Origin of the sequence: Micromonospora sp. NPDC005174 (assembly GCF_040608495.1) — a bacterium.
In the GTDB taxonomy this organism is placed as follows: domain Bacteria; phylum Actinomycetota; class Actinomycetes; order Mycobacteriales; family Micromonosporaceae; genus Micromonospora.
In genome coordinates, this window is record NZ_JBEXIJ010000007.1 from 99,165 (window position 1) to 115,668 (window position 16,504).

18 protein-coding genes are annotated in these 16,504 nt (G+C 72.5%); 13 read left to right on the top strand and 5 right to left on the bottom strand.

Features of this window, described 5'->3' with window-relative positions:
* Positions 1-152 precede the first annotated feature (152 nt).
* The 4 genes from ABZU91_RS10845 (at position 153) to rsrA (ending at position 2,583) form a co-directional block, all read left to right on the top strand.
* On the top strand, positions 153-545 hold the full coding sequence (locus ABZU91_RS10845; RefSeq protein WP_355237240.1) for a WhiB family transcriptional regulator: 393 nt from the start codon (positions 153-155) through the stop codon (positions 543-545).
* 52 nt (positions 546-597) lie between these two features.
* A complete protein-coding gene (locus ABZU91_RS10850) occupies positions 598-1,251 on the top strand; it encodes an alpha/beta family hydrolase (RefSeq protein WP_355237243.1) in 654 nt (217 codons plus the stop codon).
* Between the two features lie 215 nt (positions 1,252-1,466).
* Positions 1,467-2,294 carry a sigma-70 family RNA polymerase sigma factor gene (locus tag ABZU91_RS10855; protein ID WP_355237245.1) on the top strand — a complete coding sequence of 276 codons (828 nt, stop codon included), beginning with the start codon at positions 1,467-1,469 and terminating at the stop codon, positions 2,292-2,294.
* Position 2,295: 1 nt separating this feature from the next.
* Complete coding sequence (gene rsrA / locus ABZU91_RS10860; RefSeq protein WP_355237248.1) at positions 2,296-2,583, top strand: mycothiol system anti-sigma-R factor; 288 nt, start codon at positions 2,296-2,298, stop codon at positions 2,581-2,583.
* A 118-nt stretch (positions 2,584-2,701) separates the two neighbouring features.
* Here the strand turns inward: rsrA and ABZU91_RS10865 are convergent, their stop codons facing one another.
* The gene (locus ABZU91_RS10865) at positions 2,702-2,836 is read right to left on the bottom strand and encodes a hypothetical protein (protein ID WP_355237251.1); all 135 of its coding nucleotides are present in this window, start codon (positions 2,834-2,836) and stop codon (positions 2,702-2,704) included.
* A 149-nt stretch (positions 2,837-2,985) separates the two neighbouring features.
* Between ABZU91_RS10865 and ABZU91_RS10870 the strand changes: the two genes are divergently transcribed.
* Entirely contained in the window at positions 2,986-3,207 is a 222-nt protein-coding gene (locus ABZU91_RS10870) for a biotin/lipoyl-binding carrier protein (protein ID WP_007464729.1), read from the top strand.
* Positions 3,204-3,713, top strand: a complete 510-nt coding sequence (locus ABZU91_RS10875; RefSeq protein ID WP_355237255.1) for a GNAT family N-acetyltransferase — start codon at positions 3,204-3,206, stop codon at positions 3,711-3,713. The genes ABZU91_RS10870 and ABZU91_RS10875 overlap by 4 nt, the downstream gene beginning before the upstream one ends.
* Before the next feature lie 11 nt (positions 3,714-3,724).
* On the opposite strand, the gene ABZU91_RS10880 is transcribed toward ABZU91_RS10875, so the two are convergent.
* On the bottom strand, positions 3,725-4,339 hold the full coding sequence (locus ABZU91_RS10880) for a helix-turn-helix domain-containing protein (protein ID WP_355237258.1): 615 nt from the start codon (positions 4,337-4,339) through the stop codon (positions 3,725-3,727).
* Positions 4,340-4,451: 112 nt separating this feature from the next.
* On the opposite strand from ABZU91_RS10880, the gene ABZU91_RS10885 reads away from it, so the two are divergent.
* Complete coding sequence (locus ABZU91_RS10885) at positions 4,452-6,029, top strand: MDR family MFS transporter (RefSeq protein ID WP_355237261.1); 1,578 nt, start codon at positions 4,452-4,454, stop codon at positions 6,027-6,029.
* 61 nt (positions 6,030-6,090) lie between these two features.
* On the opposite strand, the gene ABZU91_RS10890 is transcribed toward ABZU91_RS10885, so the two are convergent.
* The gene (locus ABZU91_RS10890; protein WP_355237264.1) at positions 6,091-7,920 is read right to left on the bottom strand and encodes a tetratricopeptide repeat protein; all 1,830 of its coding nucleotides are present in this window, start codon (positions 7,918-7,920) and stop codon (positions 6,091-6,093) included.
* 181 nt (positions 7,921-8,101) lie between these two features.
* Between ABZU91_RS10890 and ABZU91_RS10895 the strand changes: the two genes are divergently transcribed.
* On the top strand, positions 8,102-9,133 hold the full coding sequence (locus ABZU91_RS10895) for an SIS domain-containing protein (protein WP_355237615.1): 1,032 nt from the start codon (positions 8,102-8,104) through the stop codon (positions 9,131-9,133).
* A 30-nt stretch (positions 9,134-9,163) separates the two neighbouring features.
* Positions 9,164-10,756 (top strand): histidine kinase N-terminal domain-containing protein, encoded by a 1,593-nt coding sequence (locus ABZU91_RS10900; RefSeq protein WP_355237618.1) that lies wholly within the window; start codon positions 9,164-9,166, stop codon positions 10,754-10,756.
* Between the two features lie 162 nt (positions 10,757-10,918).
* Here the strand turns inward: ABZU91_RS10900 and ABZU91_RS10905 are convergent, their stop codons facing one another.
* A complete protein-coding gene (locus ABZU91_RS10905) occupies positions 10,919-12,403 on the bottom strand; it encodes a glycosyltransferase family 39 protein (protein WP_355237267.1) in 1,485 nt (494 codons plus the stop codon).
* 348 nt (positions 12,404-12,751) lie between these two features.
* Here ABZU91_RS10905 and ABZU91_RS10910 point away from each other — a divergent pair, with 348 nt between their 5' ends.
* From ABZU91_RS10910 to ABZU91_RS10925, 4 genes are read left to right on the top strand one after another with little or no spacing between them, the layout of a single operon-like run.
* Complete coding sequence (locus tag ABZU91_RS10910; protein ID WP_355237270.1) at positions 12,752-14,464, top strand: nitrite/sulfite reductase; 1,713 nt, start codon at positions 12,752-12,754, stop codon at positions 14,462-14,464.
* A complete protein-coding gene (locus ABZU91_RS10915) occupies positions 14,461-14,622 on the top strand; it encodes a hypothetical protein (protein ID WP_355237273.1) in 162 nt (53 codons plus the stop codon). The genes ABZU91_RS10910 and ABZU91_RS10915 overlap by 4 nt, the downstream gene beginning before the upstream one ends.
* A complete protein-coding gene (locus ABZU91_RS10920) occupies positions 14,619-15,380 on the top strand; it encodes a phosphoadenylyl-sulfate reductase (protein WP_355237276.1) in 762 nt (253 codons plus the stop codon). The genes ABZU91_RS10915 and ABZU91_RS10920 overlap by 4 nt, the downstream gene beginning before the upstream one ends.
* Positions 15,377-16,147: a CbiX/SirB N-terminal domain-containing protein gene (locus tag ABZU91_RS10925; protein WP_355237620.1), complete on the top strand. Its 771-nt coding sequence runs from the start codon at positions 15,377-15,379 to the stop codon at positions 16,145-16,147. The genes ABZU91_RS10920 and ABZU91_RS10925 overlap by 4 nt, the downstream gene beginning before the upstream one ends.
* 85 nt (positions 16,148-16,232) lie before the next feature.
* On the opposite strand, the gene ABZU91_RS10930 is transcribed toward ABZU91_RS10925, so the two are convergent.
* On the bottom strand, positions 16,233-16,490 hold the full coding sequence (locus ABZU91_RS10930) for a WhiB family transcriptional regulator (RefSeq protein ID WP_007072794.1): 258 nt from the start codon (positions 16,488-16,490) through the stop codon (positions 16,233-16,235).
* Between the last annotated feature and the right edge of the window lie 14 nt (positions 16,491-16,504).

Below are 16,504 nucleotides of genomic sequence, written 5' to 3' on the forward strand. Positions count from 1 at the left end.
ATTCGTCGCCTGGCCGTTCAGCCATGTTCTCGAAAGCCCCTTGTCCTCGTGTCCGAAAGTGCGATACAACACAGCGCCGGTAGTGGCTGTCGGTTCGCACGGGGCGGACGACTTCACCGATCCTGCCGGTCCCACGGGGGAGGTGGGTGGAAATGACACGGGCGCGTATGCCCCGCCCGCACGAGGTGGCTGCGGCACGCAGAGATCCGCGGCTGCTACGGGCCTTACGAGAACGCCGACAGGACGACGCGTGGCGCACCAGAGGCACGTGCCAGAGCGTCGATCCGGAGACGTTCTTTCCGGCGCCGAACGAACCGGCGGACGCCGCCGTCGCTCTGTGCCGCAGTTGCGACGTGCAGGGTTCCTGTCTGGCGTGGGCGCTGGAGGTGGGCGACTGCCACGGCGTGTGGGGCGCGACCACGCCGCGCGAGCGGCGGGCGATGCTCGTCGCGTGGCGCGGCGAGGTCGAGCCTGATCCGGACGCGGTCGACGACGCCGGCCCACCGGTGCGCGACCGCCTGCTCACACTGGTGCCGCTGAGCTGACCAACGCGGCGAACCGATCCCGGTGACCGGCGGGCCGGCGCAGAATGGGCCGGTGCTGCCCAGCGACGACATCGACACCCCGCGCGGTCCGGCGCGGCTCGACACCGACCTGCCGGTCGGGCCGCCGGACCGCGCGGCCACCGTCGCGCCAGCTCGTGCGCCGGCAGCCCTGCTGGTGCTCGGGCACGGTGCGGGCGGCACCGTGGACGCCCCCGACCTGCTCGCGGTACGGGACGCGGCGGTCGCGGCCGGCCTCGTGGTGGTCCGGGTGACACAGCCCTACCGGGTCGCCGGTCGGCGTGCGCCGGCACCGGCCGGGCACCTCGACGAGGCGTGGACCGCCGTGCTGGCCGTGCTGCGCGAGCGGTACGCCGACGTACCCACGATCCTGGTCGGCGGTCGTTCCAGTGGCGCGCGGGTGGCCTGCCGGACGGCGGGCGCGGTCGGCGCGGCCGGCGTCGTCGCGCTGGCCTTTCCGCTGCACCCACCGGGCCGGCCGGAGCGTTCCCGGGCCGCCGAACTCGCCACCGGCCTGCCCACCCTTGTCGTCAACGGCGACCGGGACCCGTTCGGGATGCCGGCGTCCGGGCCGGACGTGCGGGTGGTGAGCCGTCCGGGGGAGACCCACGACCTGCGGCGGGACCCGGCCGGGACGGCCACCGTCGTACAGGAGTGGCTGCGCTCCCACGGTTGGACGGCGGACTGACCGGCGGACCGTTTCCGGTGCCGGGCGCGGGTCGTTGCAACCGGTGGCGCCGTCGGACCGATTCGGACAGGCGGTGCCAGTCCTCCCAGGCCCTTCCTGGTCCCAGCGCCGGTGCCACCGGGGCCGGGACCAGGAACGGGAGAGCCGGACGGAATGCCCCAGTGGTCATCTCGCGTTACCAACCCCGGACGACTTTTCTGCGAGGGGGGTGACCGGTGCCGACCGAGACACGAAGCCTGGAACGGGACGAGCGGGACGCCCGGCAGCTACGACGGCTGTTGGATGGTCCGGACTGGCCCGTGACAGCGGGACCGGGCGGGGTGGGTACGGTGAGCACGAGCACACCGGCCGGAAGTGAATCTGCGGGCAGGTCCGTGCGCGTATCCTCGGCGGGAAAGCATCCGACGCGAGGGGATGTGCGGTTGACCACCGAGAAGACGGACGAGCGCAGGGCCCGGTTCGAGCGGGACGCGATGCCATTCGTCGATCAGCTCTACGCTGCTGGGCTGCGCATGACGCGTAACCCGGCGGATGCCGAAGACCTGGTCCAGGAGACGTACCTGAAGGCGTACGCGGCCTTCCACCAGTTCGAGCAGGGCACGAACCTGAAGGCCTGGCTCTACCGGATCCTGACCAACACCTACATCAACTCCTACCGCAAGCGGCAGCGCCAGCCGATCCAGGCGCCGACCGAGGAGATCACCGACTGGCAGCTCGCCGAGGCCGAGTCGCACACCTCCAGCGGTCTGCGCTCGGCTGAGACCGAGGCTCTGGACCGGCTGCCGGACAGCGACGTGAAGGAGGCCCTCCAGCAGTTGCCGGAGGAGTTCCGCCTGGCCGTCTACCTGACCGACGTCGAGGGCTTCTCCTACAAGGAGGTCGCCGACATCATGGGCACGCCGATCGGCACCGTGATGTCGCGTCTGCACCGCGGCCGTCGTAATCTGCGCAAGCTGCTCGAGCAGTACGCCTCGGAGCGGGGCTTCAGCCCGGCCCGGTCCGCGAAGGGCTCGACCGCCGCCGCTGCCGGCCGGGAGGTGTGACGTGAGCTGTGGAGAGCCGCACGAGACGGACTGCCGCGAGGTGCTCGCGGAGGTTTACCTCTACCTGGATCTCGAGTGCGCCGACGAGCGGCGCACGTTGATCCGGCACCACCTCGACGAGTGCGGGCCGTGCCTGCGCGAGTACGGGCTCGAGCAGGAGGTCCGGGCACTTGTCGCCCGTTGCTGTGGCAACGAGACCGCGCCGGATCAGCTGCGTGAGCGGCTGCGGGTCAAGCTCACCGAGCTGGTGGTCTTCGAGACCAGCGATTCCCGTGAGCTGGCCGACTGAGCGTCGGCGTACGACGAAACACCGGTGGCCCGGGTCGATCTCGACCCGGGCCACCGGCGTACCCGGCCTGCGCCGGGTGGGACTGACCGGTGACGGGCGCATCGGCCCGTCGGCGCGTTCAGGAGTTGGGACGCTTGCCGTGGTTCGCGGCGCTCTTCTTACGGGCCTTCTTCTTGCGGGACTTCTTCGCCATGCTGACCTCCTCGTGATGGGTCGGATCCGCGCTGCGCGCGGCCTCGCCGGTTGCACCCACCGGCCGCCCGGCGTCGGGTCCGACCCGCTGATGGTAGTGCGGCCGGCACCTCGTCCCTTCCCCCGGGGGCGTCCCGCGCCGCTGCGCGCCCATGCCTCAGCCTCCCGTGATTGGATACGTCGGCAGGCACATCGCGAAGAGGGAGGGCCGTGGACATGGCCGAGGAGATCCGCGCCGAGATGGTGGCGAACGTCTGGAAGGTCGTCGCGTCGGCGGGCGACACCGTGTCCGAGGGCGACACCCTGGTGATCCTCGAGTCGATGAAGATGGAGATCCCGGTCGTCGCGGAGGCCGACGGTGTGGTCCAGCAGCTCGCCGTCCACGAGGGCGACGTCGTGCAGGACGGCGACCTGATCGCGGTGATTGGTTGACCGGCCTGCTGGTCCGGCTCGCCGACCCGGCCGACTTCCCGGCGATCGCCCGACTGACCGTGGCCGCGTACGAGGCGGATGGTCAGCTCAAGGGCGAGCACGGGTACGGGGCGGTGCTGGCCGACGTGTCGACCCGGGCCGCCGAGGGCGCGGTGCTGGTCGCCGTGGACGAGGCGACCGGCGCGGTGCTCGGCTCGGTGACCTTCGTGCTGCCGGGCACCCCGTTCGCCGAGCTGTCCGGGCCGGGCGAGGCGGAGTTCCGGATGCTGGCCGTCGACCCGGCCGCCCAGGGGCGGGGTGTCGGCGCGGCACTGGTCCGGGCGTGCGTCGACCGGGCGACCGAGCTGGGCTGTGCGGCGGTCGTGATCTGCGTCCGCGCGGGGATGGCCGTGCCGGCCCACCGGCTCTACGAGCGTCTCGGGTTCGTCCGCACACCGGAGAAGGACTGGTCGCCGGTGGCGGGTGTGGCCCTGCTCGGCCTGCGGCTGGCGCTCGCCCGCACCTGAGAACCGGCTGATCAGCCGTGTGCGTTGGCCGGGTCGCTCGGCGTCGCGGCCCCGTCGGGCTCCGCACCGCCGATCGCGGCCAGCAGTTCGTCGGCGACCTCCAGCGCGAGCCGGCGACGATCCTCGTCGGTGATGCCCGGCGCCCGCACGGCGAACCAGCTGGTGTGCACGGCGAACAGGCACAGGGTGGCGCGTAGTTGGGCGGCGGGGGAGTCGTCGCCCCGGCAGAGGGCGCTGGCGAGCCGCATCATCCGGCCGCGCATCTGCTGACCGGAGGAGAGGCTCTTGAGCACGGTCTGGTTCTGCTCGAAGAAGCGCATCACCGACGGCATGTCGCCGCCGAACATCGTGTCGGCGTAGCGGGAGATGAGGGTGCGCCGGGTGGCCAGGGTCGCGGGCTGTGACTCGGCCCAGGCGGTCAGCGCGTCCATCTGCTCCAGCCGGTCCTCCACGAAGCTGGCGACGATGTCGTCCTTGCTTCTGAAGTGGTAGTAGAGCGCGGCCTTGGTGACGTTCAGGCGCTCGGCGATCTCTCGCAGGGAGGTCTTCTCGTACCCCTGCTCGGTGAAGAGCTCCAACGCGACGGCCTTGATCCGCTCTCGGGTGCCGCCTGTGCTCTCCCTCACCCACGCTCTCCAATTCGGTTGACCGCCAGTTGGTACCCAACTTACCGTGCGGCTAGTAAGGTGACTAGCCGGGCGGCAAGTAAGTAGGACAATCCTCGGGGGGAGCTTACCCATGACTCAGGCAACCCAGGCCGACGTGCGACCCAATGTACGGGTCGTGCTGTTCGGGCTGATGATCGCGATGATGCTCGCGATGCTCGACAACATGATCGTCAGCACCGCGCTGCCGCGGATCGTCGGCGAGTTCGGCGGCCTCAACCACTTCACCTGGGTGGTCACCGCGTACGTCCTGGGCACCACGGTCTCCACCCCGATCTGGGGCAAGCTCGGTGACCTCTACGGCCGCAAGTCGGTCTTCCTGACCTCGGTCGGCATCTTCCTGGTCGGCTCGGCCCTCTGCGGCATGGCCGGTTCCGGGATGTTCGGCGGACCCGAGGACGGCATGGTGCAGCTCATCGCCTTCCGGGCCGTGCAGGGCCTGGGCGCGGGCGGCCTGATGGTCGGCGTGATGGCGATCATCGGTGACCTGGTCCCGCCGCGCGAGCGCGGGCGCTACCAGGGCATGATCGCCGGCATCATGGCCATCGCCATGGTGGCCGGCCCGCTGGTCGGCGGCTTCATCACCGACAACCTCTCCTGGCGGTGGGCGTTCTACGTCAACCTGCCGCTGGGTGGCATCGCGCTCCTCGTGCTCATCACCACCATGCACCTGCCGAAGTACCGGACCGAGCACCGCATCGACTGGCTCGGCGCCGGACTGCTCTCGGTGGGCATCACCGCGATCGTCCTGATCACCACGTGGGGCGGCAACGAGTACGACTGGACGTCGCCGCAGATCCTCGGGCTGGCCGTGCTGGCACTGGTGGCGCTTGTGGCGTTCGGCCTGGTGGAGCGCCGGGTTCCGGAGCCGATCCTGCCGCTGACGCTCTTCGCCAACCGCAACTTCGCGCTGATCTCGGTGATCGGCTTCCTGCTCGGCTTCGCGATGTTCGGCGCCATGAACTTCCTGCCGCTGTACCAGCAGACCGTGCAGGGGGCTTCGGCCACCAACAGCGGCCTGCTGCTGCTGCCGCTGATGTTCGGCATGCTCGTCGTCTCGCTGGTCATCGGCCGGGCGATCACCAAGAACGGCAAGTACCGCGCGTACCCGATCCTCGGTGGTGTGGTGATGGCCAGCGGCATGGCGCTGCTGTCAATGCTCGACACCAACACCAGCAAGCTGACGTCCTCGCTCTACATGGTCGTGCTCGGCGTCGGCATGGGCTTCCTCATGCAGACCTCGATGCTCATCGCCCAGAACAGCGTGGAGCAGAAGGACCTCGGCGCGGCGAGCGGCGCGGCCACGTTCTTCCGGTCGATCGGCGGCTCGTTCGGCATCTCGCTGTTCGGCGCGATCTTCGCCAACCGGCTGGCCGACTCCGCTGCCGGTAAGGCGTTCGGCGGCGGCGAGGGGGCAATGGACCTGGAGAAGCTCAAGCAGCTGCCCGCCCAGGCGCGTGAGCTGGTCCTCACCGGCCTGGCCGACGCGATCTCGCACGTGTTCCTCTGGGCCGTGCTGTTCACCGTCGTGATCCCGGTGCTCGCCTGGTTCATCAAGGAGATCCCGCTGCGCACCGCCAACGAGGCGCCACCGCAGGCGACTCCGGAGGAAGAGGCCGAGGTCGCCCTCGGCAAGGCCCCCGTGGCCTGAACCTCCCCGCAGAAGCGCCGCGTCGATCCTCGGCGCGGCGCTTCTGTGCGACGGCGGGGATTCAGCGTCGGTGAGTCAGGCGCTGCCAGAGGCGGCGTAACGGGTTGCGGGGGCGGGGAAGTCGGGGGGTCCGCTCGCCGAGCATCCGGTTGGCCAGCGCCACGGTGGTCGGGTCGACGGCAGGGGCGGCCAGCGCGAGGTGGGCCAGCGAGATCGCGATCGGCACCGGCCGCGTCTGGGCCACCTCCGCCGCGTCGGCCAACCGCTCCGACACCACCCGGGCCACGTCCGGCCGCACGGCGGGGTCCACCCAGGCGGCGGTGACCAGGGCGAACAGCGCCGCTTCGGTGATCCAGTCCTCCACACCCCAGACCAGGTCCAGCAGCACCTGCCGTCTCATCGAGCCGTCCCAGGGCTCGTCGGTGCGCTGGTGCAACAGTCCCAGACAGGCCCACACCTGCACCCCGCGAACCCAGATCGACGGGTCCTGGGCGGCCAGCAGTCGGCCCAGCGCGTTGGCCGGCGGGGCGGGCGGATGGACCAGCAGCCCGAGTAGGTCGTCCACGTCGAGCCCGGCCAGGCCCACGGCCGCGTCGTAGGCGGCCGGCGGGTGCGGCCACGCCGGCTGGGCCACCTGGCCGATCCGCTCGACCGCCGCCGCCGAGGGCGCGGGAAGGGTCGGCGTCGGCACGTGACCCGCGAAGGTCCAGAGCCGCCGCGCGGACGCGCGCCGAGGCTCGTGCGGGTCCGGCCCGACCGAGCCCTCGACCTCGATCCGCAGCCCGGGTGCCACGGACGTCGCCGTCCGTACGGCGCTCGGTGGGGCCGCAACCGCGAGGCGTACGACGTGGCCGACGCCGTTGTCGTCATCGACGACCGCCTGTCGGAGCGCGTCCACCAGGGGACCGCCGGCCGGCGTCAGTTGCCCGAGCCAGGGTCGTCCACGGCAGCACTGGGCCAGATCGCCGTGCTCGTGACTGTCGTCCGGGTGATCACGGATGAAGTCGGCGAGCGCGACGAGGTGGGACACGTCGCCGTCGCGCAGGTGCCGCAGGCGGTGAGCCGTGTGCACCGCGCAGTCGAACGTCGGGTCGCGGGCCAGCGCCCGCTCGGTCCACTCCAGCGCGTCGTCGAGCCGGCCCGTGTCGGCGAGGGTGCCCGCGATGTCGGCGTAGATGGCCAGGTCGTCGGGGTCCCGGTCGACGGCCCGGTACAGGGCCGCGAGGGCGTCACGGGTCCGGCCCGCGCTGCGGTACGCGTACCCGAGCCAGACCTCGCCCATCTTCGAGGGCTGGCAGCGTACCCCTCGGCTGGCCCAGCGGATCGCCAGCGCGACCTCGCCGAGACGCCGGGCCAGCGCGGACGCCGCGCCCAGCAGCATCCCGTTGTCGGGATGGACGGTGACGGCGTTGCGGGCGAGCGTGAGGTACGGCGTCAGCGCGGCCCGGCCAGCGCGCGGCACCGGGTCGCCCAACGCCGCGCAGACCTGCATGAGAACGCGGGCGAGGTGGTCCGGCTCCAGCCGTTCGGCCAGTTCGGGGGCGGTCACCCACGGCACGCCGGCCCACTCGGTGCCGGGCGCGTGGCTGGTTGCCGCGGCGAGCAGTTCCAGACCCTCGGCGGGGCGGCCGGCGGCGGCCAGCAGATGGGCGCGGGCGACGACCGCGCCCACGAAGGTGTGGTGGTTGATCGGAAAGAGGTCCAGTCCGCCGCTGTCGGCCGCGGCGAGGCGGGCCAGCGTCTCGTGCACCTCGGGCAGGGTGGGCGCCCGTGCGAGCGCGCCGGCGACATGACGGGCGGCGTGGTGGAGGTCACCCTCGCCCAGTGCCAGACGGGCCAGGGCCAACTCCTCCGTCGCGGAGAGCGCGGGGTTGTCCCTTCCCTCGGGCACGGTGTCCTCTCGTCGTCGCTGTTCGGCCGGGCCAGCGTAGTTGATGTTGAGATGATCAAGTGATCAACTGCGCACTGCTGCTCGAATAATTGCTCCCTCCCGCAGAAGAGTGCAAGACTGAGCAGGAAACGCGCGGCAATCGCGCACGAGGGGAGTGTCCGTGACAACCGCTGGGTCCGGAATGGCCGCCGACATCGACGAGCAGCCGGCCGGTTACGCGCGCCTGCTGGACAGCGCCAACGCGGCGGCGATCGCCCAGGTGGCCGCGGCCGTGGCCGAGCGTCGACCTCGGCACGTCGTCTTCACCGCCCGAGGAACGTCCGACCACGCCGCCCTCTACGGGGCGTATCTGACCGAGATTCGGCTCGGCCTGCCCGCCGGGCTCGCGTCGCCGAGCGTGGTCACCCTGTTCGGTGCACGCCCCGACCTGTCCGACGCGCTCGTCGTCGGGGTCAGCCAGAGCGGTGGCTCACCCGACCTGGCCGAGGTGCTGCGCGCCGCGCGGGCCTCCGGCGCGCTCACCCTCGCGGTGACCAACGCCCCCGGCTCCCCGCTGGCCGAGACGGCCGAGCTGAGCATCGACATCGCCGCCGGGCACGAGCGCGCGGTGGCGGCGACCAAGACGTACACCGCCGAACTGCTCGCCCTGCTGATGCTGGTGGAGGGAATCCGGGCCGGCGACGGCGTCCTCCCGGCAGCCGAGCGGGAGGCGCTCGCCGCGCTGCCCGACCTGGCCGCCCAAACCCTGGCCGACGACACCCCGGCCCAGCTCGCGCCGCGTTACCGCTTCGCCCGCCAACTCGTCACCACCGGCCGGGGGTACGCCTACCCGACCGCCCGCGAGGCCGCGCTGAAGCTGATGGAGACCTCGTACCTGCCGGCGCTCGCCTTCTCCGGCGCCGACCTGCTGCACGGCCCGCTCGCGATGACCGATCCGGAGGTCCCGGTTCTCGCCGTCGTCGGCTCCGGCCCCGGCGGCCGGTCGATGGGCGAGGTGCTGCCCCGCCTCGGCGAACGCCGCGCCGACGTGGTGGTGGTCGGCTCCGCCGACGTGCCGGGCACCGCGCGGCTCGCCGTCCCCGAGGTCGACGAGCGGTACGCCCCGCTGCTGGACATCCTGCCGTTGCAGCGCCTGGCGCTGGCGTTGGCACTGACCCGTGGTGAGGACCCGGACGCGCCGCGCGGCCTGAAGAAGGTCACCGCGACGATGTGAGACGTGGCGCGGCGTGGCACCCTGGTCACCGTGTCCACGCTGCGCGACCTCGCCGAGGAGCACACCCACCTCCGTCCGGCCGACATCGACCATCTGCACCGGATCGCCGGTGACTGGCAGTTGCTCTCCGATCTGTCCTTCGCCGACCTGCTGCTCTGGGTGCCGGTGGACGCCGAAGGGACGTTCCTCTGCGTCGCCCAGGTCCGCCCGACGACCGCGCCCACCGCGTACCAGGACGACCAGGTGGGCCGGATCATCGGCGGCTCGGAGGTGGCCCATCTGGGGGTCGCCTACTCCCAGGGGCGGATCTGGCGCGAGGGCGACCCGGTCTGGTACGGCGACGTACCGGCCCGGCACGAGGCGATCCCGGTGCGGCTGCGCACCGCCGACGGCGAGGCCGGCGAGGTGATCGCCGTGGTCGGTCGGGACACCAACCTCTCCACCGCGCGTACACCAAGCCAGCTCGAACTCAACTACCTGACCACGGCCGACGACCTGGCCCAGATGATCGCCGACGGCACCTTCCCGCCGACCCGGCACCCGGGTGAGACCACCTCCGCACCCCGCGTCGGCGACGGCCTGGTGCGGTTGGACGCCGGCGGGAAGGTCACCTACGCGAGCCCGAACGCGCAGTCCGCGTACCGGCGGTTGGGCTACGCCTCGCACCTGGTGGGGGAGGACCTGGCCGCGCTGCACCGCCGGCTGGCCGGCGATCCGCTGGACGGCACCGAGGCGGCGAACGGCATCCTGGCCGCGCTGCGCGGCGAGGCACCGCCCCGCCGGGAGATCGACGCGCGCGGCGCGACCATGCTCACCCGGGCGCTGCCGCTGATGCCCGCCGGTGTGCCGATCGGCGCGCTGGTGCTGGTGCGCGACATCACCGAGGTCCGGCGCCGTGATCGGGCTCTGATCACCAAGGACGCCACGATTCGGGAGATCCACCACCGGGTGAAGAACAACCTCCAGACCGTGGCCGCGCTGCTGCGGTTGCAGGCTCGCCGGGTGGCCATGCCGGAGGCCCGGGTCGCCCTGGAGGAGTCCGTCCGCCGGGTCGCCTCGATCGCCCTCGTGCACGAGACGTTGTCGATGTCCAGCGACGAGGCGGTCGAGTTCGACGGCATCGTCGACCGGGTGGCCAGCGCGGCGACCGAGGTCGCGGCGACCGAGGTGAGCGTCGGCATGCGCCGTCAGGGCAGCTTCGGCGTACTGCCGGCCGAGATCGCCACGTCGCTGGTGATGGTCCTCAACGAACTGCTGCTCAACGCCGTCGAGCACGGCTTCCCATCGGCGGACGAGGCGGAGGAGCCAGCCGCGCCCACCGCCTCGGGCATGGTGCCGGCTGCCGCTGGTGACATCGATCCGTCGTTGCGGCCCGAGGTGGTGGTCTCGGCGCACCGGTTCCGCAAGATGCTGCACGTGTCGGTGACCGACAACGGGCGCGGGCTACCGCCCGAGTTCGACGCCGAACGTGGCAGCCGGCTCGGCCTCCAGATCGTCCGGGCCCTGGTCACGGGCGAGTTGCGCGGCACCATCGAACTGCGGGCGGGCGCCAACGGTGGCACCGAGGCGCTGCTTGTCGTTCCGCTGGCCCGCAGCACGCACGACGGCCGCGCGCAGGGCTGAGCCGCCCGCTGCCGGCGACCCCTTCCGGGGAGCGGATACCAGAATGAGCGTGATGCCTCTGAGTCATCAAGATGACTCAGAGGCATCAGCCTCGTCGAGGTGGGCCCGAATGCCGGACGATCAGGTCGTCAGCCGAGGCCGCGTGGACCGGTGGCGTGGCGGTCAGCGGCTGGTCAGCAGGGCTACGGTCAGGCCGGGGCGCTGCCAGACCTGGGCGACGGTGAACCCGGCGCGCAGCGCGTCACCCTTGGCGCCCTGCACGCCGGCCAGCGGCTCGGCCTGCCGGCCGGCGACGACGAGCCACACGCGCGTCGTACCGGTCAGACACTGTGCCGGCTGCGGGCACTCGGCGGCCCACAGGTCGCCCCGAGCGACCTCGTCCTCGGTGACCAGCACGTCGCGTGGGGGCTTGTCGAGGTGGTACGCGGTGCCCAGGTCGAGGAAGAGCCAACTGCGCCGGGGGGAGTAGACCACGGCGTCGCCCGGCCGCTGGCCGTCGGCGATCACCCGGGCGGCGCCCGCGTAGTCCACCGGTGCGCTGCGCGGCCACTCGTGGGTCCGGCGTAGCGCGGCCTGGTCGGGCAGGCCGAGGAGTCCGGCGAGGACCACCACGGTCAGCGCGGCCGGCGCGGTCACCGACGCCAGCGCCGCGCCGGCCAGCAGGCAGGCGAACGGCACGACGAACACCAGGTAGCGGGGCACCCACAGCGGTACGACCGCGCCGGCCGCGAAGAGCAGCAGGACCGGCAGCAGCACGGCGCTCAGCGGCAGCAGGGCACGCCGTCCGAGCCGGGCCGCGCCGAGCGCGGCGACCCCGACCAGCAGGCCGCCGACCACGCTGCTCTGGGCCACGCCGCCGGGCAGCGCGCTCAGGTCGTCCAGCCGGGCCGGGTCGACCCAGTTCAGCTGCTCGGACCGCTGCGCGCGGGCACGCAGCAGCAGCGGGGTCACCACCAGCACGGCCGGCGTCAGCGCGAGCGCCCAGCCCCACACCCGCCGGTCCCGGACGGTGGGCCCGGCCGGAGTGGCGATGCCGGCCGCGGTGGGCCCTCGCCACCAGCAGATCAGCACGACCACCGCGTGCGCGGCCAGCAGGGTGAGCGCGATCAGGTGCGTGAGCCCGAGCGCGGCCACGGCTGCGGCGTATCCGGTCCAGCGGCCCCATCCCGGTCGGCGCAGCGCGGTCACCAGCAGCAGCGTGGCGAGCACCGCGAGCGCGGTGGCCAGGGCGTACGGGCGAGCCTCCTGGCCGTACCGGGAGGTGCTGGGCAGCACCGCGAACAGCAGCCCGGCGAAGAGGCCGCCGCGCCGGTCGACGAGCTGCGCCCCGAGCACGGCGAGCAGCCCCGCGGCGACGGTCATCGCCAACGCCGCCGGTACCCGCAGGGCGGTCGTGGAGTCCCCGGCGAGTGCGGTCCAGACGTGCATGAGCAGGTAGTACGGGCCGGTGGCGCTGTCGATGGTGCCGGCCAGTCGAGCCAGTTCGCCCGGTGAGCGGGTGGCCGCGCTCCAGGTGGCCAACTCGTCGCGCCAGAGCTGCGCCGAGTCGATCCCGGTCAGCGTCACCGCCAGGGTCAGCAGCGCCGGGAGAAGCCAGACCGGCCCGCCCCGAACCACCCCGATCGCCTTCCCGGACAATCCGCCCACGGTCCGAGCCTGCCACGGACGTACCCTCGCCCGGGGGTGGCCCGCGACAGTGGTGGGCCGGCCCGTGATGTGGGATGCGGCACGTGTACATTGGCCGGTTCCCATGGGGTGTGGCAGCATGGGCGCATGACCGCCGCTGTCGTCCGCCGCTTCGTGGCACGCCGCCACGTCGACTACGGCCGCGTGCGCAGCGCGATCTGTCCGGCCTACTGACGACGCCCGATCAATCTGTCTCGGGCGCGCTCCGCGCCGGCTGTCTGAAGACACCGTTGTCCCGCCCGCTTCGGCGGGCCGGCCGCCGCGCCCCGCGCGTGCCCCGAGGCACAGCAGACAACGGAGGACGCCGCGATGGCGGTCAGCAGCATCCCGGCCCGGTCCGAGGACCCGACGGCCCGGCCCGCCCGGCCGCCGCGCCGACCCCGGGGCGAGGGTCAGTGGGCGCTCGGTCACCGCGAGCCGCTCAACCCCAACGAGCGGATCAAGAAAGATGACGACCCGCTCAACGTTCGGGCCCGCATCGAGAACATCTACGCGCACCGCGGCTTCGCCTCCATCGACCCGCAGGACCTGCGCGGCCGGTTCCGCTGGTGGGGCCTCTACACCCAGCGCAAGGCGGGCATCGACGGTGGGCGCACCGCCGTGCTGGAGCCGCACGAGCTGGAGGACGAGTTCTTCATGCTCCGGGTCCGTATCGACGGGGGGCAGCTCAGCCTGGCCCAGCTGCGCGTCATCGCGGACATCTCCCGGGAGTTCGCCCGGGACACCGCCGACATCACCGACCGGCAGAACATCCAGTACCACTGGATCCGGGTCGAGGACATGCCGGAGATCTGGCGTCGCCTCGAGTCGGTAGGCCTGCAGACCACCGAGGCGTGCGGCGACTGCCCGCGCATCGTGCTGGGCAGCCCGGTCGCCGGGGTGGCCCGCGACGAACTGCTCGACCCGACTCCGGCGATCGACGAGATCGTCGCCCGGTACGTGGGCGACAAGCAGTTCTCCAACCTGCCCCGCAAGTTCAAGACCTCCATCTCCTGGCTTGTCGACACGCCGTACGAGTCGAACGACATCGCCCTCCTCGGCGTCGACCACCCCGAGCACGGCCCCGGCTTCGACCTCTGGGTCGGCGGCGGGCTCTCCACCAACCCGATGCTGGCCCAGCGGCTCGGCGTCTGGGTGCCGCTGGCCGAGATCCCCGACGTGTGGGCCGGTGTGGTCGGCATCTTCCGCGACTACGGCTACCGCCGGCTGCGTAACCGGGCCCGGCTGAAGTTCCTGGTGGCCGACTGGGGCGTGGAGCGTTTCCGCGAGGTCCTGGAGAAGGACTATCTGGGTCGTACGCTGCTCGACGGTCCCGCACCGGAGCTGCCGGCGAAGCCGATCGACCACGTGGGCGTGCACGAGCAGGCCGACGGGCGGCACTACGTCGGGGCGGCCCCGGTGGTCGGGCGGGTCTCCGGTGGGCAGCTCGCCCAGCTGGCCGACGTGGTCGAGGCGCACGGCAGCGACCGGGTGCGGCTCACCCCGTACCAGAAGCTGCTGGTGCTCGACGTGCCGTCGGAGCGGACGGAGTCGCTCGTCGACGCGCTGCGCGGGATCGGCCTGGAGGCCCGGCCGTCGGCTTGGCGGCGCGGCACCATGGCGTGCACCGGCATCGAGTACTGCAAGCTCGCCATCGTCGAGACCAAAGCCCGGGGCGAGGAGCTGGTGGCTCGCCTGGAGCAGCGGCTGCGCGACTTCGACGCGGACATCTCGATCCACATCAACGGCTGCCCGAACGCCTGCGCCCGCACCCAGGTCGCCGACATCGGCCTCAAGGGTCAGCTGGTGGTCGGCCCGGACGGCCGGCAGGTGGAGGGTTTCCAGGTGCACCTGGGTGGCGGGCTGGGCATGGCGCAGGGGCAGACCGCCGGTTTCGGCCGCAAGCTGCGCGGCCTCAAGACCACCGCCGACGAGCTTCCGGAGTACGTGGAACGGCTGGCCCTTCGCTACTTGGCCGGGCGCAGCGAGGGCGAGACGTTCGCCAACTGGGTGATCAGAGTCGACGAGGAGGAACTGCGATGAGCAGCGAGAACCGAGCGGCACCCCTCTACTGCCCGTACTGCGGCGAGGAGGACCTGCGGCCGCACGAGGCGGGTCACGGCGCCTGGGAGTGCCACGCCTGCGCCCGGGTCTTCGCGGTGAAGTTCACCGGGCTGCTCTCGCAGGCGGTGACCCGATGAGTCTCGTGTCCGCCGCAAGCCTGCGCCTGGTCGGTCCGGGCGCGCAGACGTCGACCGCTCCGGCCGGGCGCAGCCCGGACGAGCTGCGCACGCTGGCCGAGCAGGCTGCTCGGGACCTGGAGGGCGCCCCCGCCCTGGAGATCGCCCGGTGGGCGGCGCAGACCTTCGGTGACCGCTTCTGCGTCACCAGCTCGATGGCCGACGCCGTCCTGGCCCACCTGGTGTCCCGGGTCGCCCCGGGAGTGGACGTGGTCTTCCTCGACACCGGTCTGCACTTCCCCGAGACGCTCCGCGTACGCGACGAGGTCGCCCGTACGCTCCCGGTGAACGTCCGGTCGATCCGACCCCGGCTCACCGTGGGGCAGCAGGACGGCCAGTACGGTCCGCGACTGTTCAACAAATCACCGGACGACTGCTGCCAGTTGCGCAAGGTGGAGCCGTTGGAGCGGGCCCTGTCCGGGTATGACGCCTGGGCCGCCGGACTGCGCCGGGACGAGTCGCCGACCCGGGCCAACACACCGGTGGTGACGTTCGACAACCGGCGCGGCAAGGTCAAGGTCAACCCGATCGCGGCCTGGTCGCAGGGGGACGTGGACGCCTACATCGCCCGCTGGAACGTGCCGGTCAACGAGCTGTTCAAGCAGGGGTACGGCTCGATCGGTTGCTGGCCGTGCACGCGCCGTACCAAGGCCGGCGAGGACCCGCGGGCCGGCCGGTGGGCCATGTTCGAGAAGACCGAGTGCGGGCTGCACGTCTGACCGCGTCGTCGACGACCCCGACCGGCCCGGATGCGGCCGGCGGGGCGGACCCGGTGGTGCTGGTCGCCCACGGCAGCCGTGATCCGCGAGCCGCCGAGGCCACCCGGGCGCTGGCTCGGGCGGTGTCGGCGGCCCGGCCGGGGCTCGCGGTGTGGGCGAGTTGGCTGGACCACACCGAGCCGGGGCCGACCGAGGTGCTGAGCACGCTGGCCGAGGCCGGGCATCGGCGTGCGGTGGTGGTGCCGCTGCTGCTGACCGCCGCCTACCACCACCGGGTGGACATCCCTGCCGCGGTCGCGGCCGCGACGACGGCTGGACCAACGCTGACGGTACGGGTGACAGACGTGTTGGGCCCTGCGGACGGGACGGTGGCACCAGCGTTGCTGGCGGGGCTGCGCCGTCGGCTCGGCGAGGTCGCCCCGGGTCGCTTCGACGCGCTGGTGTTGGCCGCCGCGGGCACCCGTGACGCGCGTGCGCGGGGTTCGGTGGGCCGGGTGGCGGACGCGCTCGGCGTCGAGTTCGGGGTGCCCTGCCGGGTGTCGTACGCCTCGGCGGCCCCGCCGGGGACCGGTGTGGCCGTTGCCCGCCTGCGGGCGGCTGGGGCGCGCCGGGTGGCGGTGGCCGCGTACTTCCTCGCGCCGGGCCTGTTCCACGACGCGGTGACCGAGTCCGCGCGGGCGGCCGGTGCCGTGGCGGTGGCGGCCCCGTTGACGGATGCGCCCGAGTTGGCCGAACTGGTGCTGCACCGGGTCGACGTGGCGGCCTGACCGCTCGTGCGACCGACACAGTTCCGGACAGCAGTACGCCCCGGCAGGCGGACCTGCCGGGGCGTACTGCTGTGTCGTTGGGGGATCAGGCGGAGTGAGCGCGCAGCACCCGGAGGCCGCCGCGCCGCTTGACAGCGCGCCGTTCCTCCTCGCTCATCCCGCCCCAGACGCCGGCGTCCTGACCCGACTCGAGCGCCCACTGGAGGCACTGGTCGGTGACGGAGCAGCGCCGGCAGACGGCCTTGGCCTGCTCGACCTGAAGGAGAGCCGGTCCGGACGTCCCAATCGGGAAGAACAGCTCCGGGTCCTCGTCGCGGCAGACAGCATGGTGACGCCAGTCCATGGCGGCAACACTCC

What these genes read in the sequence shown, in the direction of transcription:
- ABZU91_RS10930 (WP_007072794.1), bottom strand. Translation starts at nt 16,490, where the DNA reads ATGGACTGGCGTCACCATGCTGTCTGCCGCGACGAGGACCCGGAGCTG.
- ABZU91_RS10910 (WP_355237270.1), top strand. Translation starts at nt 12,752, where the DNA reads ATGGCGGTCAGCAGCATCCCGGCCCGGTCCGAGGACCCGACGGCCCGG.
- ABZU91_RS10885 (WP_355237261.1), top strand. Translation starts at nt 4,452, where the DNA reads ATGACTCAGGCAACCCAGGCCGACGTGCGACCCAATGTACGGGTCGTG.
- ABZU91_RS10845 (WP_355237240.1), top strand. Translation starts at nt 153, where the DNA reads ATGACACGGGCGCGTATGCCCCGCCCGCACGAGGTGGCTGCGGCACGC.
- ABZU91_RS10895 (WP_355237615.1), top strand. Translation starts at nt 8,102, where the DNA reads ATGGCCGCCGACATCGACGAGCAGCCGGCCGGTTACGCGCGCCTGCTG.
- ABZU91_RS10915 (WP_355237273.1), top strand. Translation starts at nt 14,461, where the DNA reads ATGAGCAGCGAGAACCGAGCGGCACCCCTCTACTGCCCGTACTGCGGC.
- ABZU91_RS10920 (WP_355237276.1), top strand. Translation starts at nt 14,619, where the DNA reads ATGAGTCTCGTGTCCGCCGCAAGCCTGCGCCTGGTCGGTCCGGGCGCG.